The organism is Lacticaseibacillus rhamnosus (assembly GCF_900636965.1).
Lineage (GTDB): Bacteria > Bacillota > Bacilli > Lactobacillales > Lactobacillaceae > Lacticaseibacillus > Lacticaseibacillus rhamnosus.
Genome location: NZ_LR134331.1, coordinates 1723937 through 1738559 on the forward strand (window position 1 = coordinate 1723937; position 14623 = coordinate 1738559).

Genomic DNA, 14623 nt, shown 5'->3' on the forward strand with positions numbered 1-14623 from the left:
AGTGGTGTACACGCCTCTGCTTACAATTGGCAAAGTCTCCTACTGGCAGCGCAAAAATATGGCCACACGCCAAAAACCGGTTTCAGAGTTAACAAGAATGCTCACACTCCGAAACCGGTTCATTTATTGATTGTGTTCCGACTACAAATTGCTTTTAATTGACGTATCACTTTTCGGCGCAGCAGCCTGCTTTGCTGCTTCTTGGCGTTGAAGTGCTTTGGCTTTGTCCGCCGAAATCGTTGGCAAATCAATCCGGAAGATCGACCCATGACCTAAAGCGGAGTCTACTTCAATTTGACCATGATAGCTTTCGATCAGTTGCTGAGCGATAGATAGCCCCAGCCCATTGCCGCCTTTTTCGCGACTGCGAGCCTTATCAACGCGATAAAAGCGATTGAACACGCGACGCCGATCCTTTTCGGCAATACCTTCACCAAAGTCCTGAACGGCAACTGCAACGCCATTACCACTGTTTTGGGCCATTGAGACATGAATTTCCTTGCGATCAGTCGAATACTTGACGGCGTTATCGAGGAGGATAATCATCACTTGCTCCAGATGATTGCGGTACATGCGGACAAAAGTTGTCTGCTCCAAGTCATCGTCTAGCGTGAACGTAAACTCCGGATGAATCATGCGAAAATCGGCAACGACCTGCTGGATGACTTTGTGGACATCCACAACCGCATTGGGAAACTGAACATCCACCTGATCCGCGCGCGTCAGATCCAGCATTTCCTGAATCAGGCTCTTCATACGGGTGATTTCTTGAAGTGAAGCAGCCAGCGATTCGTCAAGCACTTCCGGATCATCCTTACCCCAGCGATTGAGCAGTTGTAAATGCCCTTCCAAAATAGCTACTGGGGTTCGTAGCTCATGCGAAACATCCTGTACAAATTCACCTTGCTGGTCAATGTAACGTTGAATCCGATCCAGCATACCGTTAAATTCCAGCACCAAATCGCCAAGCTCGTCATTGCGCTTCAATGCCGGAATCCGAACCGTGCTTTGCGGCTCCTCATTGACAACATCAATGGCATTAGTAATCAGCTTAATCGGACTTAAGAATCGGGTTGCCAGCACATAGCCAATTAGAATTGAAATGAGAATGGCAGCAAAACTTAAACCAATAATTAACAAGGTAATTTCATGCATGGTCGCATGAAACGCTGTCAGTTTGTTCGTCACCTGAACGTAACCAATCAAATTTGAACTCTCAGCCGAATAAATAGGTGCAGTTCCGACCAGTCCGTTAAAATCACCGATATGACTTTCCTGAACTTCAAATCCATGAACCTTACCCAACGTGATCGGGGTGTCGCGCGACTGAAAAATTGTCGTCCGATCACGCGAAAACACCGACACGCTAACGTCTGCCTGAGCCAATTTCTGAATAACGGAATCAGAAAAAATCCGCGTGTGTGACTCGCTGGGAGTAGGTAGTGACGACTGATCGGACGGCGTTGTCCCTTCCAATCGCGGAACCACCTGGGCCATGGTCAAATCGCCACTGACTGGGGAAAGCCGTTGGACGACTGTGTTAAGGGTATCGGTGACGGTTCGACGCTCCTGATTAATCAGAATCTGCCGCATCGCACCATAAAGGATCATTGAAAAAGTGACAAAAGTGACAAAAATCCCGACACCAACTGTGACGGCCCATTTGACCTTCAACGAGATGCGGGGATTCTTCTTTTGCTTAGTACTGGTTTGCTTGATATGCATTATGACCGCATAACATAGCCGGTTCCCCGAACCGTCTGAATATAACTAGGTTCACCGGGCCGATCAATTTTATTTCGAATGTAGCGGACATAAACATCAACGACATTCGTTTCAACATCGGAATTATAACCCCAGACTTTAGACAGCAAAACATCACGTGCTAGAACAACGTTGACATTTTCCATTAAAGTTAAAAGCAATTCGTATTCACGCTTGGTCAATTCGATGATGTCATCGCCACGCCGCACAACGCGATTTTCCTTTTCGATGACAAGATCGCGATACTTGATGGTCGTTTGCTTGGCAGTGTTGTTTTCGCCCTCAATACTAATTCGACGTAGTAAGGCGCGTAACCGTGCCAGCAGCTCCTCAATGGCAAACGGCTTAACAATATAGTCATCTGCCCCATGATCCAAGCCGCTGACCCGATCAATCACCGAATCACGCGCCGTCATCATGATAATCGGCGTATTCTTCACCTGACGAACACGCCGGCAGACTTCCAATCCGTTCAGTTCCGGCAACATGAGGTCCAGCAAGATAGCATCCCAATCTTCTGCTAGGGCTGCTTCCAAACCGGTACGGCCATTAAAGTGAACTTCGGTTTCGTAACCTTCATGCTTTAGTTCAAGTTCAACAAAGCGGGCAAGATTTTTTTCGTCTTCAATAATTAATATTTTACTCATTAGCGTCTCCTTATACTTTCGGTGCATGAACACACAATCTGAATCTATTTTTAGTTTCTCATAAAAACATACGCTAGGATAGTTTAGCACAGTTTTCTCATTTTGACTATCAGCCCCGCGTTAATAGGCATCAATGCTAATGGAAATGCCTATTAATCAAGGCTCTCATTTTTCAATTCGGCTAATTCTCATAATAACCCGCGATACTTTCTAATCTGTCTTTACGAAACATATACCATTTTTTAAGTCTGATTGTCAAAGCCTTTGTGACAAGGATAGATTAAAAAAACCAATTCACATGCGACACTTAATCGCAGGTGAATTGGTTTAGACTTAAACTTCAATGAATTAAGCTTCGTCGTACCACGTGTAATGGAAAATGCCATCACGATCAGTACGTTCATATGTGTGGGCACCAAAGTAGTCACGCTGAGCCTGAGTCAGGTTGGCCGGCAGAACAGGGGCACGATAAGAGTCGTAGTAACTGATCGCCGCTGAGAAGCCCGGCACCGGAACGCCGGCTTTAACAGCCAAGCCGACCAAGTCACGGACACTTTCCTGATAGTTCTTAGCAATATTCAGGAAGTAATCGTCTAACAACAAGTTCTGTAAATCCGGCTTCTTATCATAGGCATCGGTGATATTTTGCAAGAAGCGTGCGCGAATGATGCAACCTGCACGCCAAATCTTGGCCAATTCACCGTATTGCAGGTTCCAGTCGTAGTTGTCCGATGCAACGCGCATTTGTTCAAAGCCTTGAGCATAAGACATCAACTTGCTGAAGTATAACGCCTTACGGATCATCTCGATAGCTTCTTTTTTGTCAATCGTCACATTGCCAACCGGCTTTGGCAGAACTTTACTTGCCGCAACCCGCTCCTGCTTCATCGCACTAATGTAACGCGCATAGACGGATTCGGTAATCACACTTTGCGGAACACCTAGCTCAAGAGCAGATTGTGAAGACCATTTGCCGGTCCCTTTGTTGCCAGCGCGATCCAAAATCACATCAACGATCGGCTTGTCGCTGCCAAGATCGTCTTTACGGGTCAGAATGTCTGCCGTGATGTCGATGAGGTAGGAGTCCAGTTCGCCTTTATTCCAGTCACTAAAAATACCGGCGATTTCTTCTACGTCCAAACCAAGCAAATGACGCATCAAGTTGTAACTTTCAGCAATTAATTCCATATCGCCGTATTCGATGCCGTTATGAACCATTTTGACATAATGGCCGGCACCGTTTGGCCCAATGTAAGTCACACAAGGTGCACCGTCATCCGCTTTTGCCGAAATAGCCTCCAGAATCGGTGCTACCAAGTCATAAGCCTCTTTTTGGCCGCCTGGCATTAAGGATGGTCCGTGTAGTGCGCCAAGTTCGCCACCGGAAACGCCCATACCAATGAAATTGATCCCGGATTTATCCAGTTCGGCACTGCGCCGCATAGTGTCTTCAAAGAAGGTGTTCCCGCCATCAATCAAAACGTCACCTTTATCTAACAGCGGCAATAATTCTTTAATCACGGCATCGGTACCGGCACCGGCTTTAACCATCATGATAATCCGGCGAGGCTTCTCTAATGAAGCAACAAAGTCCTCGATTTTATAGCTCGGGACCAATTTCTTGTCCGGATGTTCTTCTACAACCGCCTTGGTTTTACTTCCGGTACGATTGTAGATTGCAACGGTATTGCCGCGGCTTTCGATATTCAAGGCAAGATTCTTGCCCATAACCGCCATGCCGACAACACCAATTTGTGGTTTATCCATTAACATGGACCTCCTCATTCATTTCATCATTTACGACTTTTATGTTAGCAGAAACCGCCGCGCTTTAACAGTCGGCAGACGGGTTATCACAGCTCAATTTGATCTAATTTTTTGAAGTCATCTTTCTAGTGGCGAAACAAGCTTGGCGGATAAACCATTTTTTGTTAACAGAAAAAAACAGCCCCTTCTAAATGCCATCGCGAAGGTGCCGTTTTCCAATAAATCAACTCGCTATATCATCACGACTGATCATCATCCGGGAACATCCCTTTTAATTTCGTAAAAGGGTTATCTGCCTGCTTCTCTTTTTTAACGGCTTTATCAAAATCTTCTTCAGCCATGACTTCCCAGTCCTCGCCTGAAGGCATCTCGCCACTGGCGGCTTCTTCTGGCGTTAGCACTTGCATGGGGATGCTTAACAACAAATGATCCTCCACTGCCGGCAACAAATCCAGCTCCGGATCCTCAAGCGGCATCAGAATTTCGCCGTCTTCATATTGATCGGCATGGCCGTCATCGGTCAGATAGATCTCGCTAAACGTGAAATCCTGTGGCAGCGTGACTGGGGTCAAACTGCGCGTCGAGGGAACTACCAAAGTACCCTTTAAGTTGACACTAACCAGAAAATCGCCGCGATCATAAACAATATCGCCGTTTACCTGGATGGGACTGACATCAAGAACCTCTGGATCACGATCCTGCAAATCTGCCTTGACATCCAACGTGGTACTAAAATGCAACGGTTCCTGATCGTGTTTCATTAATTCCTGAATCGTCCATTTCAACATGTTATTTTGCCTCCTTTAGACGCGCACACTAACCTTAAGATGGAGTTATGAGCGCGTTTCACATCAACGGTCGGCGGCCATAATTTTGTTCAACACCGCTAATCGTGGTGATTAATCGATCCGCACGATGGGTCATCGCAAGGATCCCATTCGGTGCAAGCATATCAGCACTAACGCGAGTGAGCAAGGGCCAGCCAACTTGGTGTTTAACCTGGCGCAAGTATTGCTGACCGGCTGGCGTAAACCCGAGCACATGCAGCTGCGGCAAGTGCCGAGCCTTTTCCACCGCCGCTATTGTCATATTCAGCGTGATTGCTAAAGCTAATCGCCGCAGTCTGGCGTAGGTATACCGCTTGGACTTAACCCGCTTTAAAAAGCTCGTCATATCAATAGCGTCATCAATCTGCTGGGTGAAACGATATTCCAGCCCTTCCGCCATCGTGGCAACCTGCCGCAACTGCGCCAAATCTGCTGTCTGTAGACGATATTTCAACCATGGAAAATATTGCGACCACCCATATTGTTGCTGCTTAGAATAAACCGGAATCAGATCTGCAGGAACAATCTTCGCGAGCGATTCACCTCTGCGCAATCGCTGACGAATCGCTGACGCACTGGCCAGATTAGCTGTCAACTGGAGCGCGTCATGGGCCACGCCTTGTCGACCGAACGGATAAAGCTGCATCGGCACTTGCAACGCCAAAACCGCTTTTGCATAGCTCAACCCCAACATGAAATTCGGGTCTGTTTGCGTGATGCCGGCTGCTTTTGCATAAGCGGCATTAAGCTGGGTCGCATAAGTCTGGGTATAATCCGAAAATCCCGGATCCGTCAAAGGGGCTTTTTCTAATTGTCGGGCAAGGTCCAGATAGGCAAGTTCGGGGTGTTCGGTTCCAAATGCCAGTGCGGTCACGCGTAACGCCGCTAACGTCGCAACCCCGGCTTCCGCAAATTGATCCGCCGCTTGCACCGCTCCGGTTACCGGCAGCTCAATGACAATATCGGCGCCATGATCCAACGCCGCCCGCGCCCGCACCCACTTATCAAAAATCGCGGGTTCGCCACGCTGGACATAGTTTCCCGACATCACCACAACGACAACATCAGCTTGCGTTAATTTTCGGGCTTGTGCCAGTGCATATGCGTGACCAGCATGAAATGGATTAAACTCTGCAATCATACCGACCGCTTGCATAGACGCCTCCTAATAAATTTGCTTATTCATTTGGCTCATCACGACTATTTTTTGCGCGCGTGGAAAAACCAGCGCGTACTTTCAGGTCCCACCGGCTCGTTGCCAAAATCGTCGGTAACCTCAATTTTTTCGAACCCGGCATTCTGTAAGGCCCGCAAATAATCAGCCAACGGATAAGTGCGTTCCTTGTGTGTTTCTGTCAAAGGCTTATAGGCATCCAAGGCTTCGTCGTACATAAAAAAGGTGAGGTCATGTTCAATGCTATGTGGATGCTCACCAATAAAACTATTCCATAAGAACGCAAAGTCATCCGTTTGATAGTTGTACATATAACCCGGAAAGACCTGATCCATTTGATAAAGCGAGTGAGCATCAAAAAGAAAGTCGCCACCAGTCGGCAACTTTGACGCTACCTGCGTAAAGACCTGTTGCACCTCATCCAGATTCTGCATATAGCAAATCGAATCGTCAAAACAAGTAACAATTGGAAATTCCGGTAGCGTTTCCAGATCACGCATATCGCCTTGAAGCAGGGTTAATGCCACCCCTGCAGCATCAGCTTTTTCCTCTGCCAAGGTCAACATTTCTTCAGATAAATCAAAATCCGTGACTTGATAACCTGACTGAGCCAATAGCACGGCCAAAAAGCCGGAACCGCCAGCCAACTCAAGCAATGGCTGATGACTCGGCTTCACTCGCTTGACCACATAATCACGCCACCGTTGATACAATGACTGATCCATCAATTGGTCGTAAACTTCGGCAAAGGTCGTGTAGATCATGCCTCAACCCACTGATCCACTTTAACCAGCGGTGCATCTTGCCATAACTTTTCCAGGTTGTAGAATTGTCGCTCTTCTGGCATAAAGACATGAACCACCACATCGTTTAAGTCAATCAGCATCCACTTGGACCCTTTTTGTCCCTCAATCCGGCGAATCTCAACGCCGGCCGCTTCTTCTTTTTCTTCGATTTCATCAACAATTGCCTGAACCTGACGATCCGAAGTGCCGCTCATGATAACAAAATAATCGGCCAACAGACTCACACCGCGCATGTCCAATGCAACAATGTCTTCGGCTCGCTTCGAATCACCGGCTTTAACAGCAATTTCCAACATGGTTTTTGCGTCGATCATAAATTACTCCTTTGATAAAAATGCATTGTAGGTTAACAGTGTTTTCGGATAAACCAATTGACGCGCCCCGATTAGATAGGTCAGGGTGTTTTCAAGCTCAATGCGGCTGGCTTCTTCCAAGTTAGTTTCGGCTGCCTTGCGTGCTTTGGCCTCAACCGGCAATGACCGTTGGGGTTCAATAAAGTCACCGACAAACACACATTCATCCAGCTTGGTCATTTCCGGATCACCGGTTGTATGCCGCGCAATAGCCGTCAGCACTTGTTTATCGGTAATGCCGACTTCGGTTTGAATAAAATGAATCCCGACAACGCCATGCCACACACCACGGCCATACTGCAGTAACTTGGGGTCAAAGCCGTCTTCGATAATCACGCGTTTATATGTTTCAACCGAGATTTCTTTACCATAATCATGCAGTAAGCCCGCCAAACCTGCTCGATCCACATCTTGGTCAAAACGCTTTGCCAATTCGATAGCCGTTGCTTCAACCCGCAAACAATGTTCATAGCGAGGCTGATCAAGGCGATTACGTAGGCGATTCAGAATTTCTTTTCGACTCAAGCCATGCGTTAAACTTGCTGGATATTGATGTTCATTCACGATATAATCCCTCTTTTTGAATATAGTCAATCACTGGGTCAGGCACCAAATACTTCAAGCTGCGCCCCGCTTGAACGCGATCCCGCACCGCTGTCGAACTGATATCGATCAGCGGCGCGTCAACCCATAAAATCGGATAGCGGCTAGCCGGTGTATACCCGCGCCGCTTAACGCCGACGAAGGTTACTAATTTTACCAGTTCATCAATGTGCGCCCATTTTGGTAAGTAGTCAACCATGTCGGCACCGATGATAAAGTAGTAATCCGTATCCGGATGAAGTCGGTGCAACTCCTGCATGGTTTGATACGTGTAACTAATGCCCCCACGCCGAATTTCAATGCCTTCCAACCCAAAAAGTGGATTATCGGCAATCGCTAATTGTACCATATTCACCCGGTGCCGAGCAGAAATGGCCGTTTTTGTATCAACATGCGGTGGCATATTATCGGGCATGAAATAAACTTTCTCCAAGCCTAATTCAGTGCCTGCCGCTTCTGCCATAATCAGATGACCGTTATGAATCGGATTGAAGGTCCCACCGAACAAACCAACCTGCTTGCGACGATGCGTTCCCAGAATCTGTTCGCGCATCGCAACAGAAATAACCGGTTGCGTCAACGTGACATTCTGCATCTTTTTCATCACAACTCCTACCGCGCATTGACTTCAAGACTGATGCGACGATGTTCCGACTTTTCAGCCTGCTTATAAACGATCACGGTGCGCCCAATAATCTGCGCCACTTCCAAACCGGCAATCGCTGCCTGTAACGTATCCGCAACTTCTTGCGGTGTATCGTCAGCAGTCGGTAACAGGCTGATCTTGACTAATTCACGGGTTTCGATGGCATCCTTTACGCCAGCGACAAAAGCATCGCCTAGCCCATTTTTGCCAACTTGAATTAACGGTTTGGTCGTCATTGCCAAACTGCGTAAATAACGTTTTTGTTTACCAGTTAACATGTTTTTAACGCTCCTCTGATTCAGTTGTGCCGCCTTTCCACCACCCGTGCAGCTTTTGGGTCGCTGCGGGTTGGCTGCGGCTCGTTTAAATAAATGCTTTACGTAATAAAACATCCACGCCTTTAGGGGCATAACCTGCAATGGTGACGCCAGCCGGTACCGTAATCCAGCCGAGACCGGCAAAAACCAGATCCGATTTTTCTTTCGGCGTGAATTCAAAGCGAACCAGCGGCGGAAAATCTCTGACTTCATCAGCTTGTGGCGGCGCTAGAAGACCCCCGACATGCTTCTGATAAAACTCATCAGCGTTGATCAATTTTGTCCGGTGCAGCGGCAATTGCGTATCGGCGTAAATGACAAAGCTTTGGCGGCCGCCGCGAAGATAATCGAACCGTGCCAGTCCGCCGAGAAAGATGGTCTGGCCTTCATTCAACTGATAAGTCGCCGGTTTAATCACCGAAGTCGGGGATACCAGTTTCAAATCCTTGGAGCCGACAAAATGTGCCATCTGGTGGCGATGAATGATGCCTGGCGTGTCAATTAGCGACTGCCCATCATCTAACGGAATCATAATGCGATCAAGCGTGGTTCCCGGGAAGCGCGATGTTGTAATGAGATCCTCGACACCGGTTAATTGCTTAATAATGCGGTTGATTAACGTTGACTTGCCAGTATTGGTCACCCCGACAACGTACACATCGCGATGTTCGCGATACTTCTCGATAGCGGTGAGTAACTCGTCAACCCCAAATCCTTTTTTGGCACTGGCCAGCAAGGTTGTTACCGGCCGTAATCCCTGCGCTTTAGCTTGCTGCTGCAGCCAGTTTTTTAATTTATTGGGATTCAACGATTTAGGCAAGACATCTGCCTTATTCCCGACCAAAATGACGGGATTATCCCCGACAAAACGATGCAATCCGGGAATCACACTGCCATTAAAATCAAAAATATCAATGACATTCACAATCAATGCGTTACTTTCACCGATCGCATTCAGGAGGCGTAAAAAATCATCGTCAGTTAACGTGACGGGTGCAATTTCATTGTAATGCCGCAGTCGAAAGCAGCGTTGGCAATAAATGTCATCGTCAGCCTCGGCTTTTGCTAATGTCGCGGCTGGCAGATAGCCTGGCTTTTTAGGATCGGTTGTCTGCAAAATAGCGCCACAGCCTATGCAGCGGCGCTCTGTTTCATCATTGATGATGTCCATGAATATCCTCCTGATAATTCAGTTGCCTTTTCTTGGCTAAGGCTTTAAAAACAAAGCCCTCAAAAAAGCGATTTATCCGCGTGTTCCAGGCGTCACTTTGCACCAACGGCTGAGTTAAGATGGTCCGCACGCCGGCAAGATTACCGGCCCAGATATCTGTCAGCAGCTGATCCCCTACCATGACAACTTCAGAACGCGTCAGCCCTAATTCTTTGCGCGCTTTGGTAATCCCGACTGGCAAAGGTTTTAATGCCCGGGCAACATAAGCCACTTGCAGCTTTGCCATCGCTTTATGGATACGATTGGCGTTGTTATTTGACACAACAACCACCTGGATGCCGCCGTTACGTAAATCAGAAAGCCACTGGGTCAGCTTAGCCGTACCTTCTGGGTGATCCCATGCCATCAGCGTGTTGTCTAAATCGGTCAACACCGCTTTAATACCTTGCTGCTTTAGACTAGCAGGCGTCAGGCTAAAAATATTCGTTACCAGCCAAGTCGGCTCAAAAACTGCCACAAATCCTGTCCCCTCTCCGGTTGTTCATATCCTTATATTATAACGGAAAAAACTGGTGAGCGCGAGCCAGCGCGGTTAGGAGTCGGAGTGTAAGCGGCCTTAAACGTGATGGCCCGGTCTTGGCCATTGCGTTTAAGGTCCTTACACGCAGACTCCTGCGCTGGGGAGCGCGTTATGGGAGTAAAAGCGAACTAGTGCCCTTAGACATAACGGCTCGGTCTTGGCCATTACGCTCAATGCCCTTACACGCAGACTCCTACGCCGGTAAATATGCTTATGGCAACCGCGGCCCACCCAAATCTCAAGCCCCAAAATCGGCCACCAAGTTGCAGCTAAGTAACAGCCTTCGCATTGGCAGTGCCAAAAATGTAAACGTTATCTTTAAAAGGCGAAATAATCGCGTTATCAGAATAAACAGGGTAGGATGAATTTGATAGCAAACGCTCGCATTCCGATATTAAGCCTGTTATACTTATTTTTAGTAAGTGTTATAAAGAAGGAGGCTCATCATGACTCGTTTGCACCATGTATCGTTGCTGACTGGCGATGCTGCCGCAACGATCCGATTCTATACCGATGTTTTGGGATTGCGATTGGTCAAAAATACCGTCAATCAGGAAAATATTCATGTACGGCACTTATTTTTCGGTGATTATCAGGGAACACCCGGCAGTGTCGTGACCTTCTTTGCCATTGATCGACTGGGGCATCGTTATGATGGGCCAAATCAATTAGGCGGGATTGATTTGTCGATTCCTACTGAGTCGTTAGCATTTTGGCATGAGCGGTTGCAACAAGCGGGTTGTGTGGTGACGAAAATCGCTAATTGGCTTGCGTTGGTTGACCCCGCGGATACCCCGGTTCGACTCATCCCCTACCAACGGACTTTGCCGGATGCGCTAACGGTTCCCAATGATGTTCCGGGAAGCCAGCAGATCACTGGCTTAATTAACGTTGATATCCCTGTTGCAGATCGTGATGCCGAAGAAGCCTTTTTTGAAACGATGTTGGGACAGGCGCCGGAGCAGCATCAATTTAAGCTGGCCGCTGGCAACACCCTGACCATCCGCCCAAGTTTGACGGCTGGGACTAAGCGTTTTGGCCGCGGGAGCATGGATCATTTTGCGCTGACGGTTGACCATGAAGAAGCATTACCGCGATTGGGCACCATTGCCGCTCAACATGGTTACGAAATCGAGGAATTCGCCGACCGCGGCTGGTTTAAGAGCCTGTACGTGCGTGATCCGGCCGATAACCGAATCGAATTTGCAACTCAAGCGCCGGGCTTCACTTTAGATGAGCCGCTGGAACATTTGGGTGAGCGCCTTGGTTTACCACCGAAATTTGAAGACCGGCGCGCCGAAATCGAAACTTATTTCAAAACTAAAGGAGTGGATTTCCATGATTGAACATCCATTATTAGGTATGAACCACGTAACTGCTATGGCAAGTGACCCACAAGCGATTTTTGATTTTATGAGTAAAACGTTAGGCCTGCATTTAATTAAGAAAACGGTCAACCAAGACGCCTTGGACACCTATCATTTTTATTTCACCGATGACCAAGGCACGGCCGGCACCGACATGACCTTCTTCACCTTCCCTAATCAGGAAAAAGGCAAAAAAGGCACCAACATGATCTCGCGCGCCAGCTTCCGGGTTCCCAGTGACGCCGCTTTGGACTACTGGTTGAAACGGTTTGCTGACAAAGGGGTAGCAAATGACGGGATTAACACCCAATTTGACGCGAAAATCATCAATTTCCACGACCAGGATGATCAACAATATCAATTAATTTCGGACGAACACAACCATGGGGTGGCTGGTGGAACGCCATGGAAGCATAATGATGTTCCTGAAGAATTCGCAATCACCGGTCTCGGCCCAGTCACCGTCACGATTTTTAACCTCGGCCATATGCAGTATGTGCTGACCGAAATCATGGGCTACAAACAGATTGCCGAAGATGGTAACTGGTCGCTCTATGAAGTTGGTGATGGTGGTCATGGTGCGCAAGTGATTCTAGAGCATCGCGAGGATCTGCCAATTTCTGTTGAAGGGTTTGGCAACATTCATCACGCCGCTTTTTCTACTGATAATCGTGAGACTTTGGGCACCTGGATTGATCGGATTAAGCAATATCGTCTGCCACAATCAGGTTATGTCGATCGCTTCTACTTTAAGTCCGAATACTTTCGGGCCGCGCCGCAAGTCCTGTTTGAACTGGCAACAACCGGTCCCGGCTTCTTACAGGATGAAACTTACGATGAAGCCGGTATTCATCTTGAATTGCCGCCATTTTTGGAAAGCAAACGTGCGGAAATCGAACGCGGTCTGACCCCGGTTAAAACCGATTGGCGCGGCCGCTAAGCAACGGAGGTTATGATGGCAGAAGAAAACGTAAATTATACATTTGTCAAAGGCGATCCCAGTGTGTCACCATTATTGTTACTGCATGGTCAAGGTGGCGATGAAAATGATCTGCTGCCGATTGGTAAGTATCTCTCACCCAATAGTCCGATGCTTTCCATTCGTGGGCGCGTTCAGGAACAAGGGATGAACCGGTATTTCAAGCATTCCGAAAACGGCGGCTTCGATCTGAATAATCTTGAACAGGAAACCACTTGGCTGTTTAAGGTATTAAATGAGCTTTGCCAGAAATTCAATATCGATTATGAGCGGTTTATTGTGGTGGGCTATTCAAACGGCGCGAATGTAGCAGCCCGAGCCCTTTTAACTCGCAGTGACACTTTTCACACCGGAATCTTTTTCCATCCCATGGCGCTTTCAACCGTTGATTCCAAACAGGATTTAAGTGATGTCAAGGTTTGGATGTCCCATGGCGATCAAGATCCGATTGTGCCGGCGCAAAACTTCAAGGTGTTAGATACTTATCTTGAAGAACAAGGCGCCGAGGTCACCATTTTCCGCCATGATCAGAGCCATAATTTGAATGAAGCAGAGTTAGCAAATGCCAAGTCCTGGTTGGCTAATAGCGGCCGATTGCAGGATTGGCAACGGAGGTGAGCCAGATGGAACGTTTTGGGTTTGAACAATATGGTAACCCAAGTGTCTTTGAAAGCATTGAGGCGCCTGTCCCGGAGCCAAAAGCCGGTCAGGTGCAGTTGCAAGTGTTGGGCTTTGGCCTTAACCCTTATGACGCTTCGTTGCGCCGTGGTGAACAGGCGGCTTTTCGCAAGGTTAAGTTTCCGGTCGTTCCGGGTACGGATGTGCTTGGCCGCATCACTAAGCTTGGCGAAGGCGTTAGTGAGTTTGCAGTTGGCGATTTAGTTATGAATTATCGACCCATTGGCGGTTACAGTGAATTTGTCACGGCATCAACTTCTAAGATCTATAAAAAGCCCACTGCCTTGAGTTTCCTTGATGCAGCAGCGCTTCCCCAAGTCGGGTTAGCCGCATTTAATATTTTGCATTACATGTTGGCGCTTAAGCCTGGGCAAACGTTGGGGATTGTCGGTGCCAGCGGCGGTGTCGGAGCGATTTTGGTACAACTCGCCAAATTCGAGAAACTCAAGGTGATTGCCGTAGCGGGTGAGCAGCATCGCGAGTATCTACGTCAATTAGGCGCCGATCAAATTTTCAGTTATACCGATGAACTGCCTGAGAATACGGCCGATGCTGTGGTCAATGCGGTTTTTGGCGCAGCAGATCACGGTGCCGCATTGAAGCTGGTCAAGGCTGACGGGCAGTATGTGACGACTGCCTATGCCGACGTTGATCTCAGCACCAAACCAACCGTTGAACATCTGCAGTTAAATCCATCCAAGACCTACTCAGTCCACGATGGCTTTGCTTATCTCGTTGACGTCGCGCAAAAATGGGGGCTGCAAGTTCGCGTTGCCCAGACCTTCCCCTTCACTGTCGCCGGGGTCATTGCCGGCCATGAAATGTTAGAGACCCATCATGCGCCGGGCAAGCTAGTCGTCATGCAAGAGCGGCATGTGACGCACCCGGTTCGAAAAGAAATCAATCACCTTTAACTAGCACTTAAAAACTGCTTGCGACTCGCC

16 protein-coding genes are annotated in these 14623 nt (G+C 48.0%); 4 read left to right on the forward strand and 12 right to left on the reverse strand.

What is annotated here, in order from left to right; all coding sequences use genetic code 11:
- Positions 1 to 141 precede the first annotated feature (141 nt).
- The 12 genes from EL173_RS08800 to EL173_RS08855 form a co-directional block, all read right to left on the reverse strand.
- Positions 142 to 1728 (reverse strand): HAMP domain-containing sensor histidine kinase, encoded by a 1587-nt coding sequence (locus tag EL173_RS08800; RefSeq protein ID WP_025014070.1) that lies wholly within the window; start codon positions 1726 to 1728, stop codon positions 142 to 144.
- Positions 1725 to 2411: a response regulator transcription factor gene (locus tag EL173_RS08805; protein WP_003565833.1), complete on the reverse strand. Its 687-nt coding sequence runs from the start codon at positions 2409 to 2411 to the stop codon at positions 1725 to 1727. The genes EL173_RS08800 and EL173_RS08805 overlap by 4 nt, the downstream gene beginning before the upstream one ends.
- A gap of 348 nt (positions 2412 to 2759) precedes the next feature.
- Positions 2760 to 4178 carry an NADP-dependent phosphogluconate dehydrogenase gene (gndA, locus tag EL173_RS08810; RefSeq protein ID WP_005684446.1) on the reverse strand — a complete coding sequence of 473 codons (1419 nt, stop codon included), beginning with the start codon at positions 4176 to 4178 and terminating at the stop codon, positions 2760 to 2762.
- Between the two features lie 239 nt (positions 4179 to 4417).
- A complete protein-coding gene (locus EL173_RS08815) occupies positions 4418 to 4966 on the reverse strand; it encodes a YceD family protein (RefSeq protein WP_005689726.1) in 549 nt (182 codons plus the stop codon).
- A 58-nt stretch (positions 4967 to 5024) separates the two neighbouring features.
- Complete coding sequence (locus EL173_RS08820) at positions 5025 to 6161, reverse strand: nucleotidyltransferase (RefSeq protein ID WP_005689728.1); 1137 nt, start codon at positions 6159 to 6161, stop codon at positions 5025 to 5027.
- Between the two features lie 44 nt (positions 6162 to 6205).
- Positions 6206 to 6943, reverse strand: a complete 738-nt coding sequence (locus EL173_RS08825; RefSeq protein WP_014571383.1) for a class I SAM-dependent DNA methyltransferase — start codon at positions 6941 to 6943, stop codon at positions 6206 to 6208.
- A complete protein-coding gene (rsfS, locus tag EL173_RS08830) occupies positions 6940 to 7299 on the reverse strand; it encodes a ribosome silencing factor (protein WP_005684459.1) in 360 nt (119 codons plus the stop codon). The genes EL173_RS08825 and rsfS overlap by 4 nt, the downstream gene beginning before the upstream one ends.
- Positions 7300 to 7302: 3 nt before the next feature.
- Positions 7303 to 7902 (reverse strand): bis(5'-nucleosyl)-tetraphosphatase (symmetrical) YqeK, encoded by a 600-nt coding sequence (gene yqeK, locus EL173_RS08835; protein ID WP_005684460.1) that lies wholly within the window; start codon positions 7900 to 7902, stop codon positions 7303 to 7305.
- A complete protein-coding gene (locus tag EL173_RS08840; protein WP_005684461.1) occupies positions 7895 to 8545 on the reverse strand; it encodes a nicotinate-nucleotide adenylyltransferase in 651 nt (216 codons plus the stop codon). Before EL173_RS08840 ends, yqeK begins: the two co-directional genes overlap by 8 nt.
- Before the next feature lie 8 nt (positions 8546 to 8553).
- A complete protein-coding gene (locus EL173_RS08845) occupies positions 8554 to 8865 on the reverse strand; it encodes a YhbY family RNA-binding protein (protein ID WP_014571384.1) in 312 nt (103 codons plus the stop codon).
- Between the two features lie 85 nt (positions 8866 to 8950).
- Positions 8951 to 10075, reverse strand: a complete 1125-nt coding sequence (yqeH, locus tag EL173_RS08850) for a ribosome biogenesis GTPase YqeH (RefSeq protein WP_005689734.1) — start codon at positions 10073 to 10075, stop codon at positions 8951 to 8953.
- On the reverse strand, positions 10059 to 10592 hold the full coding sequence (locus tag EL173_RS08855) for a YqeG family HAD IIIA-type phosphatase (RefSeq protein WP_005684464.1): 534 nt from the start codon (positions 10590 to 10592) through the stop codon (positions 10059 to 10061). The genes yqeH and EL173_RS08855 overlap by 17 nt, the downstream gene beginning before the upstream one ends.
- A gap of 509 nt (positions 10593 to 11101) precedes the next feature.
- Here EL173_RS08855 and EL173_RS08860 point away from each other — a divergent pair.
- The 4 genes from EL173_RS08860 to EL173_RS08875 are packed head-to-tail and all read left to right on the forward strand — an operon-like array spanning position 11102 to position 14593.
- Entirely contained in the window at positions 11102 to 12001 is a 900-nt protein-coding gene (locus EL173_RS08860) for a VOC family protein (RefSeq protein WP_005689736.1), read from the forward strand.
- Positions 11994 to 12962 (forward strand): ring-cleaving dioxygenase, encoded by a 969-nt coding sequence (locus tag EL173_RS08865; protein ID WP_005689738.1) that lies wholly within the window; start codon positions 11994 to 11996, stop codon positions 12960 to 12962. The genes EL173_RS08860 and EL173_RS08865 overlap by 8 nt, the downstream gene beginning before the upstream one ends.
- Positions 12963 to 12977: 15 nt before the next feature.
- Complete coding sequence (locus EL173_RS08870) at positions 12978 to 13619, forward strand: alpha/beta hydrolase (protein ID WP_005684467.1); 642 nt, start codon at positions 12978 to 12980, stop codon at positions 13617 to 13619.
- 5 nt (positions 13620 to 13624) lie between these two features.
- Complete coding sequence (locus EL173_RS08875; protein WP_014571385.1) at positions 13625 to 14593, forward strand: NADP-dependent oxidoreductase; 969 nt, start codon at positions 13625 to 13627, stop codon at positions 14591 to 14593.
- Positions 14594 to 14623 lie beyond the last annotated feature (30 nt).